Source organism: Streptomyces sp. NPDC049837, from assembly GCF_040674455.1.
GTDB lineage: Bacteria > Actinomycetota > Actinomycetes > Streptomycetales > Streptomycetaceae > Streptomyces.
In genome coordinates this window covers 204,484-221,199 of sequence record NZ_JBFAMP010000003.1, presented here as the reverse complement: position 1 = coordinate 221,199, position 16,716 = coordinate 204,484, and the positions used below count along the sequence as shown (strand labels likewise).

General features: G+C 72.0%; 18 protein-coding genes. 10 read left to right on the top strand and 8 right to left on the bottom strand.

Annotation, left to right across the window (positions count from 1 at the left end):
• Nucleotides 1–73: 73 nt before the first annotated feature.
• The 3 genes from AB0J57_RS08925 to AB0J57_RS08915 all read left to right on the top strand — a co-directional run bounded on the left by AB0J57_RS08925 (nucleotide 74) and on the right by AB0J57_RS08915 (nucleotide 1,778).
• Entirely contained in the window at nucleotides 74–448 is a 375-nt protein-coding gene (locus AB0J57_RS08925) for a F0F1 ATP synthase subunit epsilon (protein WP_073754366.1), read from the top strand.
• A gap of 128 nt (nucleotides 449–576) precedes the next feature.
• Nucleotides 577–1,023, top strand: coding sequence for a DUF2550 domain-containing protein (locus tag AB0J57_RS08920; protein ID WP_366127347.1), 447 nt, complete (start codon nucleotides 577–579; stop codon nucleotides 1,021–1,023).
• Nucleotides 1,024–1,061: 38 nt separating this feature from the next.
• Complete coding sequence (locus AB0J57_RS08915; RefSeq protein ID WP_366127346.1) at nucleotides 1,062–1,778, top strand: 4'-phosphopantetheinyl transferase superfamily protein; 717 nt, start codon at nucleotides 1,062–1,064, stop codon at nucleotides 1,776–1,778.
• On the opposite strand, the gene AB0J57_RS08910 is transcribed toward AB0J57_RS08915, so the two are convergent.
• The 3 genes from AB0J57_RS08910 to AB0J57_RS08900 form a co-directional block, all read right to left on the bottom strand.
• Complete coding sequence (locus tag AB0J57_RS08910; protein ID WP_366127345.1) at nucleotides 1,779–3,638, bottom strand: glycoside hydrolase family 18 chitinase; 1,860 nt, start codon at nucleotides 3,636–3,638, stop codon at nucleotides 1,779–1,781.
• 134 nt (nucleotides 3,639–3,772) lie between these two features.
• Nucleotides 3,773–4,438 carry a response regulator transcription factor gene (locus AB0J57_RS08905; RefSeq protein WP_366127344.1) on the bottom strand — a complete coding sequence of 222 codons (666 nt, stop codon included), beginning with the start codon at nucleotides 4,436–4,438 and terminating at the stop codon, nucleotides 3,773–3,775.
• A complete protein-coding gene (locus AB0J57_RS08900) occupies nucleotides 4,435–5,634 on the bottom strand; it encodes a histidine kinase (RefSeq protein ID WP_366127343.1) in 1,200 nt (399 codons plus the stop codon). The genes AB0J57_RS08905 and AB0J57_RS08900 overlap by 4 nt, the downstream gene beginning before the upstream one ends.
• A gap of 151 nt (nucleotides 5,635–5,785) precedes the next feature.
• Here AB0J57_RS08900 and AB0J57_RS08895 point away from each other — a divergent pair, with 151 nt between their 5' ends.
• The gene (locus AB0J57_RS08895) at nucleotides 5,786–6,367 is read left to right on the top strand and encodes a hypothetical protein (RefSeq protein ID WP_366127342.1); all 582 of its coding nucleotides are present in this window, start codon (nucleotides 5,786–5,788) and stop codon (nucleotides 6,365–6,367) included.
• 13 nt (nucleotides 6,368–6,380) lie between these two features.
• Here the strand turns inward: AB0J57_RS08895 and AB0J57_RS08890 are convergent, their stop codons facing one another.
• Genes AB0J57_RS08890 through AB0J57_RS08880 form a run of 3 tightly spaced genes read right to left on the bottom strand, consistent with a single transcriptional unit; the run spans nucleotide 6,381 to nucleotide 8,521 of the window.
• Nucleotides 6,381–6,953: a cob(I)yrinic acid a,c-diamide adenosyltransferase gene (locus tag AB0J57_RS08890; protein WP_366127341.1), complete on the bottom strand. Its 573-nt coding sequence runs from the start codon at nucleotides 6,951–6,953 to the stop codon at nucleotides 6,381–6,383.
• 13 nt (nucleotides 6,954–6,966) lie between these two features.
• Nucleotides 6,967–7,716: an ABC transporter permease gene (locus AB0J57_RS08885; RefSeq protein WP_366127340.1), complete on the bottom strand. Its 750-nt coding sequence runs from the start codon at nucleotides 7,714–7,716 to the stop codon at nucleotides 6,967–6,969.
• Nucleotides 7,717–7,738: 22 nt separating this feature from the next.
• Nucleotides 7,739–8,521, bottom strand: a complete 783-nt coding sequence (locus AB0J57_RS08880) for an ATP-binding cassette domain-containing protein (protein WP_366127339.1) — start codon at nucleotides 8,519–8,521, stop codon at nucleotides 7,739–7,741.
• Between the two features lie 79 nt (nucleotides 8,522–8,600).
• On the opposite strand from AB0J57_RS08880, the gene AB0J57_RS08875 reads away from it, so the two are divergent.
• The 4 genes from AB0J57_RS08875 to AB0J57_RS08860 all read left to right on the top strand — a co-directional run bounded on the left by AB0J57_RS08875 (nucleotide 8,601) and on the right by AB0J57_RS08860 (nucleotide 13,760).
• The gene (locus AB0J57_RS08875; protein ID WP_366127338.1) at nucleotides 8,601–9,245 is read left to right on the top strand and encodes a TetR/AcrR family transcriptional regulator; all 645 of its coding nucleotides are present in this window, start codon (nucleotides 8,601–8,603) and stop codon (nucleotides 9,243–9,245) included.
• Nucleotides 9,246–9,385: 140 nt separating this feature from the next.
• Complete coding sequence (locus AB0J57_RS08870) at nucleotides 9,386–10,234, top strand: 3-hydroxyacyl-CoA dehydrogenase family protein (RefSeq protein WP_366127337.1); 849 nt, start codon at nucleotides 9,386–9,388, stop codon at nucleotides 10,232–10,234.
• 181 nt (nucleotides 10,235–10,415) lie between these two features.
• Nucleotides 10,416–10,739 (top strand): STAS domain-containing protein, encoded by a 324-nt coding sequence (locus tag AB0J57_RS08865; protein ID WP_031073773.1) that lies wholly within the window; start codon nucleotides 10,416–10,418, stop codon nucleotides 10,737–10,739.
• A 222-nt stretch (nucleotides 10,740–10,961) separates the two neighbouring features.
• Nucleotides 10,962–13,760 carry an ATP-binding protein gene (locus AB0J57_RS08860; protein WP_366127336.1) on the top strand — a complete coding sequence of 933 codons (2,799 nt, stop codon included), beginning with the start codon at nucleotides 10,962–10,964 and terminating at the stop codon, nucleotides 13,758–13,760.
• Nucleotides 13,761–13,808: 48 nt separating this feature from the next.
• Here the strand turns inward: AB0J57_RS08860 and nucS are convergent, their stop codons facing one another.
• The gene (nucS, locus tag AB0J57_RS08855) at nucleotides 13,809–14,471 is read right to left on the bottom strand and encodes an endonuclease NucS (protein ID WP_366127335.1); all 663 of its coding nucleotides are present in this window, start codon (nucleotides 14,469–14,471) and stop codon (nucleotides 13,809–13,811) included.
• 221 nt (nucleotides 14,472–14,692) lie between these two features.
• On the opposite strand from nucS, the gene AB0J57_RS08850 reads away from it, so the two are divergent.
• Nucleotides 14,693–15,085, top strand: coding sequence for an SCO5389 family protein (locus tag AB0J57_RS08850; protein ID WP_064071815.1), 393 nt, complete (start codon nucleotides 14,693–14,695; stop codon nucleotides 15,083–15,085).
• A 66-nt stretch (nucleotides 15,086–15,151) separates the two neighbouring features.
• On the opposite strand, the gene AB0J57_RS08845 is transcribed toward AB0J57_RS08850, so the two are convergent.
• Entirely contained in the window at nucleotides 15,152–16,186 is a 1,035-nt protein-coding gene (locus tag AB0J57_RS08845) for an LLM class flavin-dependent oxidoreductase (RefSeq protein WP_366127334.1), read from the bottom strand.
• 194 nt (nucleotides 16,187–16,380) lie between these two features.
• Between AB0J57_RS08845 and AB0J57_RS08840 the strand changes: the two genes are divergently transcribed.
• Nucleotides 16,381–16,710, top strand: a complete 330-nt coding sequence (locus AB0J57_RS08840) for an ATP/GTP-binding protein (RefSeq protein WP_366127333.1) — start codon at nucleotides 16,381–16,383, stop codon at nucleotides 16,708–16,710.
• The last annotated feature ends 6 nt before the right edge of the window (nucleotides 16,711–16,716 follow it).

The window sequence follows — 16,716 nt, the reverse complement described above, 5'->3', positions numbered from 1 at the left end:
CCGCGCCGGGCGCCCTACTAGACTTATGACCCAACACCCGGCACACGCCGGGTGGTGACCCGAGGAGCCACCCTTGGCTGCTGAGCTGCACGTCGAGCTGGTCGCCGCGGACCGGAGTGTCTGGTCCGGCGAGGCCACCCTGGTCATCGCGCGCACCACCTCCGGCGACATCGGCGTCATGCCCGGCCACCAGCCGCTGCTCGGTGTGCTGGAGTCGGGCCCGGTGACCATCCGTACGAGTGAGGGCGGGACTGTCGTCGCCGCCGTGCACGGCGGTTTCATCACGTTCGCCGACAACAAGCTGTCGCTGCTCGCCGAGATCGCCGAGCTGGCGGACGAGATCGACCCCCAGCGCGCCGAGCGTGCGCTGGAGCGCGCGAAGGCAGAGTCGGACGCCGCCGCCGAGCGGCGCGCCGAGGTCCGGCTGCGCGCGGTAGCGGTGCACTGACGCACCGCGCCGACAGTTGTGCCCTCAGCCGCGGCCCGGTCTGGAATCATCCAGATCGTGCCGCGGCTGAGGTCGATGCAGGTGCAGGTTGTATTCCTTGAACGAACGATGCGAGGAGGTCGGTGGAGATGTTCCTCGCTCTGCTGGTGAGCGCCCTGGTCGTCGCGCTGGTGGTGATCGGTCTCTTCGTGTTCGGACTGCGCCGGCGGCTGATCCAGCGCTCCGGCGGCACGTTCGACTGCAGCCTGCGCTGGAACGTGCCGGAGGACGGTGACGTCTCCGGCAAGGGGTGGGTGTACGGCGTCGCCCGCTACAGCGGCGACCGGATCGCCTGGTTCCGTGTCTTCTCGTACGCGCCCCGCCCCCGCCGGGTCCTGGAGCGCTCCGGCATCGAGGTGCTGGCGCGCCGGATGCCCGAGGGCGAGGAGGAGCTGGCGCTGCTCTCCGACTCGGTGGTGCTGGGCTGCCTGCACCACGGGCGCCACCTGGAGCTGGCGATGAGCGAGGACGCGCTCACCGGCTTCCTCGCCTGGCTGGAGGCGGCGCCTCCCGGGCAAAGGGTCAATGTGGCGTGAGCCCCGGGATACCCCGGGTTTCGGCGGGGGAGTGCCATGTGTGGATCGCCGACGCCGTCCGCGTACCGTCGCCGCCGGCCCTGCTGGAGCTGCTCGACGCGCGTGAGCGGGCCCGCCATGACTCGCTGGTACGGGAGCGGGACCGCGCGCTGTATCTGACGGCTCACGCGCTGCTGCGCCAGGTGGTGGCCGGACAGCTCGGGGGCCGGGCGCGCGAGGTGCGGTTCACCCATGTGTGCCGGAACTGCGACCGGCCCGAGCCGCACGGGAAGCCGGGGCTCGTGGGGTCGCCGCTGGAGGTGTCGCTGTCGCACTCGGGGGACCGGGTGGCGGTCGCGCTGTCGCTCGCCGGGCCGGTGGGCGTCGACATCGAGCAGGTCGCGCGTGAGGTGGTGGACCTTCCCGAGGTCGTGCTGGCTGCGCCGGAGCGCGCGGAGCTGGAGCGGTTCCCGGCGGCGGAGCGGCCGCGGGCGTTCACCCGCTACTGGGCGCGCAAGGAAGCGGTGCTCAAGGCGACCGGTGACGGGCTGATGGTGAACCCCGCGCTGCTGACGGTGAGCGCGCCGGGTGCGCCCGCCGCGCTGCTGGAGTGGCGGGAGAGGGCGGAGCCGCACCGGCCGGTGCGGCTCCATGACGTCGACGCGGGTGACGGCTACCGGGCAGCGGTCGCCGTCCTGGGCGACGGGTGCCGTGTGGTGCGGCACGAGGTGGGGTACGGCGGGGACGGCACCCTGGGCCGGCCCCGCCGTGGGTGACTACTTCAGGCCGTTGCTGATGGCGCCCACCAGCTCGCCGTTCGCGGTGTCACCGCTGAACTCCCAGAAGAACGCGCCGCCCAGGCCCTGGTTCTTCGCCCAGCCCATCTTGGACGTGACGGTGGCCGGGGTGTCGTAGCTCCACCAGTTGGTGCCACAGTGCGCGTACGCCGTGCCGGCGACCGTGCCGTTGGCGGGGCAGGTGTTCTTGAGGACCTTGTAGTCCTCGATGCCCTGCTCGTACGTGCCCTGGGCCGGGCCCGTCGCGGTGCCGCCCGGCTCCTTCTGGGTGACGCCGGTCCAGCCGCGGCCGTAGAAGCCGATGCCGAGGAGCAGTTTGGCGGAGGGCACGCCCTTGGCCTTGAACTTGGCGATCGCCTCGGCGGAGTTGAAGCCCGCCTGCGGGATGCCGGGGTAGGAGGTGAGCGGGGAGTGCGGGGCCGTCGGGCCCTTCGCGGCCCAGGCGCCGAAGAAGTCGTACGTCATCACGTTGTACCAGTTGACGTACTGTGCGGCGCCGCCGTAGTCGGCGGCGTCGATCTTGCCACCGGAGGAGGCGTCGGCGGTGACGGCGGCGGTGACCAGGTTGTTCGCACCGAACTTGGCGCGCATGGCCTGCATCATGTTCTTGAAGGCCGCGGGGCCGCTGGTGTCGCAGGACAGGCCGCAGGCGTTCGGGTACTCCCAGTCCAGGTCGATGCCGTCGAAGACGTCGGCCCAGCGCGGGTCCTCGACCAGGTCGTAGCACGACTGGGCGAAGGCGGCGGGGTTCTGCACGGCCTGGCCGAAGCCGCCGGACCAGGTCCAGCCGCCGAACGACCACAGCACCTTGATGTGCGGGTACTGGGCCTTGAGCTTGCGGAGCTGGTTGAAGTTGCCGCGCAGCGGCTGGTCCCAGGTGTCGGCCTTGCCGTCGACGGACTGGTCGGCGGTGTAGGCCTTGTCGTAGTCGGCGAAGGCGTCACCGATGGTGCACTTGCCGTTCTGGACGTTGCCGAAGGCGTAGTTGATGTGCGTGATCTTCGACGCGGAGCCGGAGGTCACCAGGTTCTTGACGTGGTAGTTGCGCCCGTAGACGCCCCAGTTGGTGAAGTACCCGAGGTTGATCTTGGAGCCGGGGGCCGGGCCGGGGCCCGGGTCGGTGCCGCCGCCGGTGGTGCGGACGGCGCGGGCGCCGCTGACCGGGCCGGTCTGGTCGGCGGTGTCGCGGGCCCGGACGGTGTAGGAGTAGTCGGTGCCGGCGGTCAGGCCGGTGTCGGTGTACGTCAGGCCGGTCACCGTGGCGACCCTGGTGCCGCCGCGGAGCACGTCGTAGTTCTTGACGCCCTTGTCGTCGGTGGCGGCGGTCCAGGTCAGCTTCACCGAGGTGTTGGTGATGTCGGACGCGGCCGGGGTGCCGGGTGCGGAGGGCGGGGTGTCGCCGGGGACGCTGCCGCCGTCGCAGGAACCGCCGTTGAGCTTGCAGCCGGAGGGGGATCCGGTGCCGGTGCCGTTGAACCCGAAGGAGACGGTGGCGCCGGGGGCGAGGGTGCCGTTCCAGCCGACGTTCTTGGCGGTCCAGTGGGTGCCGCTGTTGGTGACGGTCGCGTCCCACGCGGAGGTGACCGACGTGCCGGAGGGGAAGTCCCACTCGACGGTCCAGGAGGAAAGGGTGGTGGTACCGGTGTTCTTCACCGTCCACTTGCCCTCGAAGCCGGAGCCCCAGTCGGAGACCTTGGTGTACGTGGCGGTCGCCGAGGCGGCGGCCTGGGCGGGGGAGGCGAGGCCGACCATGGCGGCCAGGGGAAGCAGCAGGGCGGTCAGTCCGGCCGTGGCTCTGGCCCGGAATCTCGTTCTGCGCGGAAGTGCTTGAGTGCTCAACGGTGCTCCTCAAGTTGCGGACGGACAGGTGGGGGTCGCTTGAGTCCGTGAGTCCGTGAAAGGTGCGCGCCGTGAGCGTAGGAAGGTCTGGACCAATCGTCAATAGGTCCAGACCATAGGAGCGTCTGCTTGTATCAAACTCCCAACTCCTGTGCGAGCACCGCCGCTTGCACCCGGCTGCGCAGCTCCAGCTTCCCCAGCAGCCGGCTCACATGGGTCTTCACCGTCGCCTCCGCCATCTCCAGGCGTACCGCGATCTCCGCGTTCGACAGCCCCTGCCCCAGGCAGGACAGCACCTCCCGCTCCCGCCGGGTCAGCGCGTCGAGAACCGACGGGTCGGGCGCGTTCTCCGCCCGCACCGGCCTCGTCGGCGCCGCGAACTCGGCGATCAGCCGGCGCGTCACCGCCGGGGCGATCAGGCCCTCGCCGCGCGCCACCGTCCGTACCGCCTCGATCAGGTCCTTGGCGTCCGTGTTCTTCAGCAGGAACCCGGACGCCCCGGCGCGCAGCGCCCCGAAGACGTACTCGTCCAGATCGAACGTCGTCAGCACCAGCACGTCGGCGAGGGACTCGGCCACCACCTGCCGGGTCGCCGACACTCCGTCCAGCCGGGGCATCTGAACGTCCATCAACACCAGGTCCGGCCGCAGCTCACGGGCGAGGCGCACCGCCTCCTCGCCGTCCCCGGCCTCGCCGACCACCTCGATGTCCGGCGCGCTGCCCAGGATCAGAACCAGCCCGGCCCGTACCGCGCTCTGGTCCTCCGCGACGAGCACGCGTACCCGTGGGCTGTTCGTCATGCGTCCGGCTCCTTGTCGTCCTCCGTCACGGGCAGCTCCACCCGCACCCGCCAGATCTTCTCGCCCCGCTCCTCGACCGGGCCCGCCTCGAACACGCCGCCCAGCAGCGCGATCCGCTCCCGCATCCCGACCAGACCGGCCCCCGACCCGGGTGCCCGCGGACCCGGCCGGGTGCCGAAGGGGCTGGTCACCTCGACGGTCAGGGCGTGGTCGGCGGAGTGCAGCGCGACGGTCACCTCGCCCGCGTCCGCGTGCTTGAGCGTGTTCGTCAGCGACTCCTGCACGATCCGGTACGCCGCCAGCTCGACCGGCGCGGGCAGCTCCGTGTCCGGCGCCCGGCCGTCGACCAGCGTGAACGTCAGGCCGCTCGCCGAGCCGTTCACCCCGGCCTGCCGCACCAGGGCGTCCAGGCCGTCGAGCGTCGGGGCGGCGGCCGGCTCGTCATGGCCGCTGCTGTCGCGCAGCAGGCCGATCAGCCGGCGCATCTCGGCCAGGCCGTCGACGCTGTTCTCGCGGATGACGCCCAGCGCGTCCCGGGACGTCTTCGGGTCGTCCAGCGACAGCGCGGCGGTGGAGTGGATGGCGATCGCCGACAGGTGGTTGGCCACCATGTCGTGCAGTTCCCGCGCCATCCGGGACCGCTCGGCGATCACCGCCTGGCGGCGGTCCATCTCGGCCAGCAGCGCGGTCTGCTCGGCGCGCAGCCGGGCCGTGTCGGCGGCCTGCCGGTGATTGCGCACCACGGCGCCGGTGATGGCCGGGAAGAACGAGATCAGCGCCGTGACCACGCCGATCAGCAGCGCCTCCGGCTCCCGGAACCAGGCCAGGAACCCGAGCGTCACCGCGATGGTGATCAGCCCCGTGGTGACGGGAATCCGCCGGGCGGAGGCGGGCGGCCCGTACACCACGGCGGCGTACACGATGTCGGCGAACATCACGACCGTCAGCAGGTTGCCCCGGGTGAACTGGTCCGCGACGACCGCGACCGTCCCGGCGAGCAGCGCCGTACGCGGCCTGGTCCGCCGCAGCAGCGCCAGCGCGGTCATCGCGAACAGCGGCACGAGCACCACCGGCCCGTCGGGCAGCGGGCTGTTCGGGCCCTGCGTGTACAGCCCGAACGACCACAGCAGCACGCCGCAGGCCAGCCCGGCGGCGGCGATCAGCGCGTCGTCGCGATGCGTACGGGGGAGTCTCACGCCTCCATCCAACACGCTGCGTGCGGCCGGGGCGTCCACGTGCGGTCGGAGCGCCGACTACATCGAAAGATGCAGTACGGGTTCGTCACCGGCGACGACGAATCGGCGCCCGGCGGCCGGAAGGCTGGTTGGGTACCGAAGGGAGAGCGCCGTGGTCGTCACGCTCATCGTGGTCTGTGAGGTCGGCTTCTGGGTGTTGCTGGCCGCCGGGCTCGCCACCCGTTACCTGTTGAAGATGCCCCGTACGGGCGCGGCGCTGCTGCTGTGCGAGCCGCTGCTGGAGGTCGTCCTGCTGGTCGTCACCGCGATGGACCTGAGGAACGGCGCTGAGCCGAGCTGGAAGCACGGGCTGGCCGCGCTGTACATCGGCTACACCGTCGGCCATGGCCACCGCACGGTGAAGTGGCTCGACGGCCACGCCGCCCACCGCCTCGGCGGCGCCCCGCGCCCGGCGGGCCCGCCCCGCTACGGCATGGCCCGCGCCCGCCACGAGGGCCGCATCTGGCTCGGCACGCTCGTCGGGGCGGTGACCGCCACCGTCCTGCTGTGGCTCGCGATCCTGTACGTGGGCGACGCGAGCCGGACCGGCTCGCTGGAGGGGTGGATGTACGCGGCGTGGCGGACGGCCGGCATCCACGGCCTGATCGCCCTCTCGTACGCGATCTGGCCGAGGAAGGCCCCGGACGAACCGGTCACCAAGGAGCGCGAACCGGTCCGCGTCGAACGCCCCTAGCGCCCTGCCGGGCTCAGCGCTCCCCGCCCGGCACCCACAGGACGTCGCCGACCTCCTTGTTGGCCGTCCTCGCGAGGATGAACAGCAGGTCGGACAGCCGGTTCAGGTACGTCGCCGTCAGGGGGTTCATCGTCTCGCCGTGGACCTCCAGTGCGGCCCACGTCGAGCGCTCGGCGCGGCGCACGACCGTGCACGCCTGGTGGAGCAGGGCCGCGCCGGGTGTGCCGCCGGGGAGGATGAAGGAGCGGAGCTTGTCCAGGCCCTCCAGGAACCGGTCGCAGTCCGCCTCCAGCTTGTCGACGTAACCCTGCTCCACCCGCAGCGGCGGGTACTTCGGGTCCTTGACCACCGGGGTCGACAGGTCCGCGCCCACGTCGAACAGGTCGTTCTGCACGCGGACGAGGACCTTGACGACCTCCTCGTCGAGGTTGCCCAGGGCGATGGCGGTGCCGATGACCGCGTTGGCCTCATTGGCGTCGGCGTACGCCGCGATCCGCAGGTCCGTCTTGGCGGTCCGGCTCATGTCGCCGAGTGCCGTCGTGCCCTTGTCGCCGGTGCGGGTGTAGATGCGCGTCAGATTGACCATGCGGCCAGCCTAGTTACGCTCCCGCCTTCCGGAACACACCTGTGCCCACCGTCACGGCCAGGGCCGCGAAACCGGCCGCGACCAGCGCCCCGTACAGCATCGCCGGGCTCGCGTAGTCGCCGACGTACCCCGCCCGGACGGCGTCCACCAGGTAGCGGAACGGCATCAGGTGCGACAGGGCGTCGAGCCAGGCCGGGGCCAGGGCCATGGGCAGCATCAGGCCGGAGAGCAGCATGGACGGCATGGCCACCGCGTTGATGGCCGGGCCGAACTCCTGCGGCTTGGGGAGCCTCAGGGCCAGCGCGTACGACAGCGACGCCAGCGCCACCGTCAGGACGGCGACGAACGCGAAGCCGATCAGGACCCCGCCCAGTGGCGCCCGCAGCCCCATCACCACGGCGGCCAGCACGAGCAGCACCGCCTGGAAGACGAAGAGCGTCGCGTCCCGCAGGACCCGCCCCAGCAGCAGCGCGAGCCGGCTGACCGGGGTGACCCGCATCCGTTCGACGACCCCCATCTGCTTCTCGATGATGATCGCGAAGCCGGAGAAGGACGCCCCGAAGAGTCCGAGCTGGAGCAGCAGCCCCGGGACGAGGACCTGCCAGGAGTCGCCCTCGGCGCCCAGCGGCAGGCCGGTGAGCAGCGGGCCGAAGAAGACCAGGTACAGCAGCGGCATCAGGACGCCGAAGAGGAGCTGGAACCGGGAGCGCAGGGTCTGGCGGGCGTACCGCCCGAAGACCAGCGCGGTGTCGTGGAAGAGCATCGGGTCTCCTGGATCGGGTCTTCTAGACGGCCACGGGGGCGGTGTCGGCGGGTGCCGGGCCGCGGCCGGTGATGGCGAGGAACGTGTCCTGGAGCGACGCGTCGGCCGAGCCGGCGTACCGCTCCTTGAGCGCGGCCGGGGTGCCCTCGGCGACGACCGCGCCCTTGTCGACGACGACGAGCCGGTCGGACAGGGCGTCAGCCTCGTCGAGGTAGTGGGTGGTGAGGAAGACGGTGGTGCCGTACGTGTCGCGCAACTGCCGCACCAGTCGCCACAGGTCGGCGCGGCTGCCGGGGTCGAGGCCGGTGGTCGGCTCGTCGAGGAAGAGGACTTCGGGGCGGTGTGTGAGTCCCATGGCGATGTCCAGGCGCCGCCGCTGTCCGCCGGAGAGCGCCGCGCACGGGCGGTCCAGCAGGTCGGTGAGGTCGAGGTCCCGCGCCAGTTCGCCGGCGCGGTCGGCCGCCTCGGCCTTGGTCAGGCGGTAGAGCCGGCCCTGGGTGACCAGCTCCTCGCGCACGGAGACGCTCAGGTCGACGCCGCCGGACTGGGCGACGTAGCCGATCCGCTGCCGTACGCCGACGGGGTCGCCGACCAGGTCGTGGCCCGCGACGGTGGCGGCGCCGCCGGTCGGCGGCAGCAGCGTGGTGAGCATCCGCAGCGTGGTGGTCTTCCCGGCGCCGTTGGGGCCGAGGAAGCCGAGGATCTCGCCCGCCCGGACGGTCAGGTCGATGCCGCGGACGGCTTCGACGGGGCCGCTTCGGGTGCGGAAGGTGTGGGCCAGTCCGGCCGTACTGATGATGGGCATGACCCAAGAAGAACAGAGTCACTTAAATTTTGCAACGACCCCAAGTTTTCACCGAGCCCAGAAAAGCTAGGATGAGGGCATGGCGACGACCGAGGGACTGAGAGAGCGCAAGAAGCGGCAGACCAGGCAGCACATCTCCGACGTGGCCACGGGCCTGTTCCTGGAGCGCGGCTTCGACGCCGTGACGATCGCGGAGATCGCCAGGGCGGCCGACGTCTCCGTCAACACGGTGTACAACTACTTCCCCGCCAAGGAGGACCTCTTCCTCGACCGGGGCGAGGACGTCGCCGACCGGCTCTCCCGCTACGTCCGCGGCCGCCGCCCCGGCGAATCCGCCGCCGACGCCGTCCTGCGCGAACTGCGCGCCGCCGTCGTGAGCCAGTCGCCCACCGTCGGCCTCTTCGCGGGCTGGGCCGACTTCATGCGCGTCATCACCGACGCCCACGCCCTCCGCTCCCGCCTGTGGGCCATCCAGCAGGAGGCGCTCGCCGAACTCACCGCGACCCTCGCCAAGGAGACCGCCGCCGCCGACGGCGACCCGATGCCGGCCCTCGTCGCCGGGCAGCTCTCCTGGGTCCACGGCACGCTCATGGCCTGGATCGGCGCCGAAATGGTCAAGCGGCGCGACATCGGCGAGGTGGCCCGCGAAGCCCTCGGCCTCCTCGACGAAATGGAGGAGCTGATGGGGCGCAAGGTGCTGGAGTACGCGGTCCGCGCCGACTGACCCGGCTCACTCCGGCGCCCGTACCCGTGTGATGTCCGTCATCTGAGACGTGACGCGCATCTCTTCGGCGCCACACAGCCGCGCCCGCCCGCTAACCTCCGCGAAGAGCCGATACGTAAACGGGTGTTAAGGGGAAGATCGTGGCCAGGAAGCTCGCCGTCATCGGGGCCGGACTCATGGGGTCCGGAATCGCGCAGGTCTCGGCCCAGGCGGGCTGGGAGGTCGTGCTGCGTGACGTCACCGACGCCGCCCTGACCCGGGGCACCGACGGCATCAAGGCCTCGTACGACAAGTTCGTCGCCAAGGGCAAGCTCGAAGCCGCCGACGCCGAGGCCGCCTTGGGCCGCATCACCACGACCACCGACATGGACGCCGCCGCCGACGCCGACATCGTCGTCGAGGCCGTCTTTGAGAAGCTGGACGTCAAGCACGACATCTTCCGTACGCTCGACAAGCTCGTACGTGACGACGCCGTCCTCGCCTCCAACACCTCCGCCATCCCGATCACCAAGATCGCGGCCGTGACCGAGCGCCCGGAGCGCGTCGTGGGCACCCACTTCTTCTCGCCCGTGCCGATGATGCAGCTCTGCGAACTGGTGCGCGGCTACAAGACCAGCGACGAAACGCTCGCCACCGCACGCGAGTTCGCCGAGTCGGTCGGCAAGACCTGCATCGTCGTCAACCGGGACGTCGCCGGGTTCGTGACGACCCGTCTGATCTCCGCCCTGGTCGTCGAGGCCGCGAAGCTGTACGAATCGGGCGTCGCCTCCGCCGAGGACATCGACATCGCCTGCAAGCTGGGCTTCGGCCACGCGATGGGCCCGCTGGCCACCGCCGACCTCACCGGCGTCGACATCCTGCTGCACGCCACCAGCAACATCTACACCGAGTCCCAGGACGAGAAGTTCGCCCCGCCGGAGCTGATGCGCCGGATGGTGGACGCGGGTGACATCGGCCGCAAGAGCGGGCAGGGCTTCTACAAGCACTGAGTCGCATCGAGGCCGTTTCGACCAGTTCACCATCACCCCTCGGGGTGAATTCGGTATCGGTTCGCTTACAAGGCGCAACTGCTCCGCCGGTAAGGCAGTCAGTTGTTGCATAGAAGTACGTGACGACGAAAGACGTGCACGACGTAAAGACGTGACGACAACGCACTCTCGGGGAGCGCATATGCACATCAGGGGCGACCACGCCGAGCTGGTCGTCGGGGGCCGCCTCGACGTCCGCAGCGCGGCGGACGCCCGTACGGTCCTGCACTCGGCCGTCGACGACGGAGCCGGCGACCTGGTGCTCGACCTGACCGGCCTCGACTCCTGGGACGCCACCGGACTCGGGGTCATCATGGGCGCTCACCGGCGTGCGGGCCGCTGCGGCCGCCGGCTGGTGCTGCGGGGCGTACCGCCCCAGATGCAGCGCCTGCTGGTGGCCACCCGGCTGCACCGCATTCTCGCCATCGAGGGCGGAATCGCCGCCGAAACGTTGCCCCGGGTGTAACGGTACGGGGCCTGGTAAACCACACCAGGCGCCCAATCCTCACAAGACCGTGACGTCTTGGGCGCCGTGCCACCCCGGCTCTTCATTCATACTGAGCGAAGGTCTAGGGTTCGGTCGCCTGCCGATTGACGGACCCACCCGGCGGGCACCGGACCAGAAGCGACAGCGGGCGTGCAAGGCCGGGAGGGGCTACGCCGCACGACGCTTTTGGGGGCTCTCACCATGGACCCGATCAACCGGGGACCGGAAGACTTCGGCCACGACGACGACCGCGACGACGCCGGTCGCCCGCGCACCACGCGCGACGACGGCCCCACGCCCGCCTACGGGCAGGGGGGCGCACCACCGGGCAAGGCCCGGACCGCCCAACTCGTCTCGGGCGACCTCCTGCTCACCATCAACCCGATAGACGGCAGCGAGATCGAACCGTGCCCGCCCGGGCGTCGCCCGGAGGCGCCCCGCCGTCACACCCCCGAAGAGCGCGCCGACCTCGCCCGCACCGCCGGCCCGCCCGTACCGCCCGGCCCCGCCGCCCCTCCGCTGCCCCTCCTGGAGCGCCAGGAGGAACGGGAGCGGCTGGTCCGGCTGCTGGCCCGCGGCCGCTCCGTACGGCTCACCGGACCGGCCGGTTCCGGCCGCACCGCGCTGCTCGACGCCGTCGCGGCCGACTGCGCCGACCTCGCCCCCGACGGGGTCGTCCGGCTCTCCGGCCACCACCGCACCCCCACCGAGCTGCTCCACGAGCTGTTCGCCACCGTCCACCACGCACCGGCCCACCGCCCCGACCGCGCCGGACTGCCGGCCGCCGTCCACGACATCGGCGCCGTCGTCGTCCTGGACGACCTGGAGTTCGGCGGCGCCGCGCTGGACGAGCTCCTCGACGCCACACCCGAATGCGCGTTCCTGCTCGCCGCCACGCCCGACGTCGCCGCGCCCTCGGCCGACTCCCACCTCGAAGAGGTGTTCCTCTCCGGGCTCGACCGCAGCTCCGCGCTCGAGCTGCTGGAGCGCATCGTCGACCGGCCGCTCACCGACGACGAGGCCAACTGGGCCGGCGACCTCTGGTTCGAGTCCGAGGGCCTGCCGCTCCGGTTCGTCCAGGCCGGCGCCCTGCTGCGGCAGCGCGACGAGCTGCGCGCACCCTCGGACGACGACGAGGACAGCGTCTTCGCCGACGGCCGGGAGGCGCCGCTGCCCTCCCTCGGCGACGGCGCGGCGCCCGCCCCGCTGCTCGCCTCCCGGCTCTCCGAGTCGGCCCGCGAGACCCTGCGCTTCGCCGTCGCGCTCGGCGGGGAGGTGCCGCACCAGGCACACCTGCCGGCGCTCGTCAACGACACGCACGCCGACGCCGCCCTCGGCGAGCTGCTGCGCTGCGGACTGCTCACCCCGGTCGGCACCCGCTACCGGCTCGCCGCCGGGGTGATGGCGCAGCTCGTCGCCAAGGGCTACGACGAGGGCGCCGCCGACCGCGCCCGCACCGCCGCCCACCACTACGCCTGGTGGGTCGGCCATCCCTCCGTCAGCCCCGAGCGGGCGGCCACCGAGGCGGACGCCGTCCTGGCCGCGCTGACCGCGCTGGTGAAGGCCGCGGCGGACGCCGGTCCGGGCGGGGCGCCCGACGCCGACGCCTCGGTCGGCACCGTCTTCGGCGGCTCCGGCTCCGGCTCCCCGGATTCCCCCGGCCTGTCCTCCTCGGACGACGAGGAAGAGGGCTACGCCGACGCGGCCGTCGTGCTGGCCCGCAGCGCGGCGCCCGCGTTCGCCGCCGGACTGCACTGGGGCGCCTGGGAACGGGCGCTGCGGACCGGCGCGGAGGCGGCCCGGCACGCGGGCGAAGTGGCCGAGGAGGCGTACTTCCACCACGAGTTGGGCGTCCTCGCCCTGTGCGCCGGGAACCTGGACCGGGCCCGCGCCGAGCTGGAGGCGTCGATCGCCATGCGCGGCGCGCTCGCCGACAAGCGCGGAACGGTGGCCGGCCGGCGCGCCCTCGCTCTGGTCGCGGACCGCGAGCGCGGGCCGCTGCCCGGTGGCCGGACGGCGGCGGGCGAGGAGGTGCCCGCGGCACGGTACGAGGAGTCGGCGTCCCCGCCCGGGGGCGTGGCGGCGGCCACGAGCGGGCCCACGCCGAAGCCGGCCGCCCTGGCGGGCCTCGGCGGTGACACCGAGACGCTCATCGCCCGCCAGGAACCTCCCGCCCCGGTTGCCCGGCCGGCCACCCGGCGCACCATCCTGAACGGTGCCCGGCGCAACCTGGTCGCGGCGGGCGCGGGCGCGCTCCTCGCGGCGGTCCTGGGCACGGTCGTGACCCTGGGCGCCACCTCGGGCGGCGACGACGGCAAGGGTGGCTCGGGCCGGGTCACTTCGGACCAGTCGGCCAACGAGGACGGCGGCGACGGCGGCCTCGACGCGGACGTGCCGGCCGAGGACTCCACGCGCGACCCCGGCAGCGGCGACGGCGGCACGGGCGGTTCCGGTTCGGGCTCCCATTCCGGGTCCCCCGGCACCCCCGGCTCCTCGGCCAGCCCGGGCGAGACCGGCTCCGCCGGGAACCCGACCACCCCGTCGGGCGACCCGTCCACGACGAGCGGTGCGACGCCGACCAGCTCGGGGCCCAGTTCGGGCAGCCCCACCAGCAGCGGGCCCACCACGGGCGCCCCGACGACCGGTGGCAGCACCTCGGGCGGCTCGACGTCCGGAGGCACGACGTCCGGCGGCACGACCGGCGGCACCACCTCGGGCGGCTCGACGTCCGGTGACACGACGGGCGGATCGACCTCGGGCGACACGACGGGCGGGTCCACCTCCGGTGACACGACCGGCGGCGGATCGACCACGGGCGATACGACCGGCGGGTCGACGTCGGGTGACACGACCAGCGGGTCCACCACCGGCGAGACGACGAGCGGTGCCGGCGGCGGTACCACCAGCGGCGGGTCCACCACCGGTGATACGACGAGCGGTGCCACCCAGAGCGCGCCCGCCACGAGCAGTAGTCCCACGCCGAGCGGGACGGCCGCCTGAGACGCGTACGGCCCCGGGGGAATCCGGGGCCGTACGTACGTCACAGGGTCAGAACAGCCGCAGCTTGTCGTCCTCGATGCCGCGCAGCGCGTCGTAGTCCAGCACCACGCACCCGATGCCGCGGTCGGTCGCCAGCACCCGCGCCTGCGGCTTGATCTCCTGCGCCGCGAAGACGCCCTTCACCGGCGCGAGGTGGGGGTCACGGTTCAGCAGCTCCAGATAGCGGGTGAGCTGCTCCACGCCGTCGATCTCGCCGCGCCGCTTGATCTCCACGGCCACGGTCGCGCCGTCCGCGTCGCGGCACAGGATGTCGACCGGCCCGATGGCGGTCGGGTACTCGCGGCGGATCAGCGTGTACCCGTCGCCGAGTGTCTCGATCCGGTCGGCGAGCAGCTCCTGGAGGTGTGCTTCCACGCCGTCCTTGATGAGGCCGGGATCGACACCGAGCTCGTGCGACGTGTCATGGAGGATTTCCTCCATCGTGATGATCAGTTTCTCGCCCGCTTTGTTCACGACCGTCCAAACGCGGTCATCACCCTCCTTGAGGGTGCACGGCGGCGACATCCAATTGAGCGGTTTGTACGCCCGGTCGTCGGCGTGGATGGAGACGCTGCCGTCGGCCTTTACCAGGATCAGACGGGGTGCGGAGGGCAGGTGGGCGGTGAGCCGGCCCGCGTAGTCCACGGAGCAGCGGGCGATGACGAGACGCATGGTCCGCAACGCTACAAGACACACGCTCTTCCGCGCGATTCGGTCCTAAACTCCCCTTCTCCCATGGCCGGTTGTGCACCCAATCTCCTGGTGCGGTCCGGACACCGCGCTTACCGTGGAAGCGGGAGGTTGTCGCTCGTGCACGCAGCGTGTCGTGCGGGGGGCGTCCTCCTTCCCTGCCCGTAAGACCCCGGTTCCCCGGGGTCGCGAGAGGAGAACCCATGTCGCTCGACGTCTCACCGGCGCTGTTGGAACAGGCCGAGCGAGGCGAGGTCGACGAAGCCGACTTCGTCGACTGCGTCCGGACCTCCCTGCCCTACGCATGGGAGATGATCAGCTCTCTGGTGGCCCAGCTCAAGGTGGACGGTGGTGCGTTCGCGGACAACCAGACGCCGCCGCCGGACGAGCAGGCACGCGGTCAGTTGCTGCGCGCACTGGCGAGTGACGCGATCCGGGGTGCGCTCCAGCGGCACTTCGGCGTCCGTCTGGCCTTCCAGAACTGCCACCGCGTCGCGGTGTTCCCGCTGGACTCCTCGGTCGACGAGCGGCTCGCCCGCTTCACCTCCGTGCGAGCCCAACTGCTGAACCAGTCGCCGACCCTGCGCGACTGCTGACGCCTTGTGCTGCCGCTCCGCATCGCGGGAGGTGCAACAGGTGCAGGGGCGGCAGCATGGAGCCCATCATTCGAGCCGGGGTACCACCTCCGCCCCCAGCCGCCGCACGTTCTCCTCCGTGGCCGCGACATCGCCGGAGCCCTCGACGAGCAGCGCGAAGCGCGTGATGCCCGTACGCTCCGAGGTCGCCGCCAGCCGGTCCGCCGCCACCCGGGGCGACCCCACCGGATGCAGTCGGCACAGCAACTCCGTGTAGGCGACCGGGTCACGCATCGCCCGGTGCCTGCCGTCCACGGTGACATGGGCGTCCAGCCCCTGTTTCAGCCAGCCGGGCATCGCCTTGACCAGCGTCTCCACCGCGTCCGCCGTGCGGTCCGCGAGCTGTGCGACACCCGCCGAGACATGGCCGTCCGCCGCCCGCGCGACCGCGTCCGGGGTGTGCCCGGCGGCGAGTGCCGCACGCCGCCACAGGGCGACCATGTCGGCCTTCTCCTCGTCGCCGCAGTGCATCCCGAGCAGCATCGGCAGGCAGCGCTCGGCGGCGAGCTTCACGCTCCCGGGCGAGGTGCAGGCGACGATCGTCTCGGGCACGGGATCCCCGTCGATGAGCTCCTGCGGCCTCGGTACGACGGCGACCTCACGGAACCGGTGCCGGGGCCCGTCCGCCGAGACGCGCGGCTCGCGCAGCCAGCGCAGCAGCAGGTCCAGCGACTCGGGGAACCCCGTCTCGTACGCCGCGAGGCCCGTGCCGAACACCTCCAGGTCGACCCACGGCCCGCCCCGGCCCACGCCGAGCGTGAACCGTCCGCCCGAGGTGACGTGCAGCAGCGCCGTCTGTTCGGCCAGCGCCACCGGATGGGCCGTCGGCAGCACGCTCACGGCCGTCCCGACCCGGACGCGCCGCGTCCGGCCGAGCAGCAGCGCGGCGAGCGTCACGGCCGAGGGACACACGCCGTACGGTACGAAGTGGTGCTCGGCCAGCCATACCGAGTCCAGCCCCGCTTCCTCGGCCACCTCCGCCGACCGCACCGCGCGGTGCAGCGTCTCCCCCTGGCCCTGGCCGGGAAACTGGGCCGCCAGTACAAAAGTTCCCACACGCATCGCCTTATGCCTCCTTGACCGGCCGACGCGGCTCCCCTCACTGGCAACAACGTCTGGCAGGTGCCAAAGGCAACGGCCGTGCGGGAAGTTGTTGCGATTTTCCGGTAACTCGTCAGCGACCGTGCGAGTACCCACAGTCGCGGCCCTTAGGCTGGACGGGCAAACGTCCGCGCCTGCCCCCAGTGAGGTGTTCCGTGTCCCCGCGCCGCAACCGCCCCCGTGGCGGCGAGAAGCCGAACGCGACCAGCGGTGAGCCGGGCGACAGGTACGGCGGCTTCCAGCGCACCGAGTCCTGGCAGGACGAGGAGTGGTCGGTCCGTCATGTGGCGGGCGCGAGCGCGGCCGGCAAGCGGTACCGCTGCCCCGGCTGCGACCAGGAGATCCCGCCGGCCGTCCCGCACGTGGTGGCCTGGCCCGAGTACGGCGGCGTGGACGACCGGCGGCACTGGCACAAGGCGTGCTGGAACGCGAAGGACCGCCGCACCACGCGGGTGCAGCGGTCCCGTAACGCTCCCCGTCACTGACGGGAA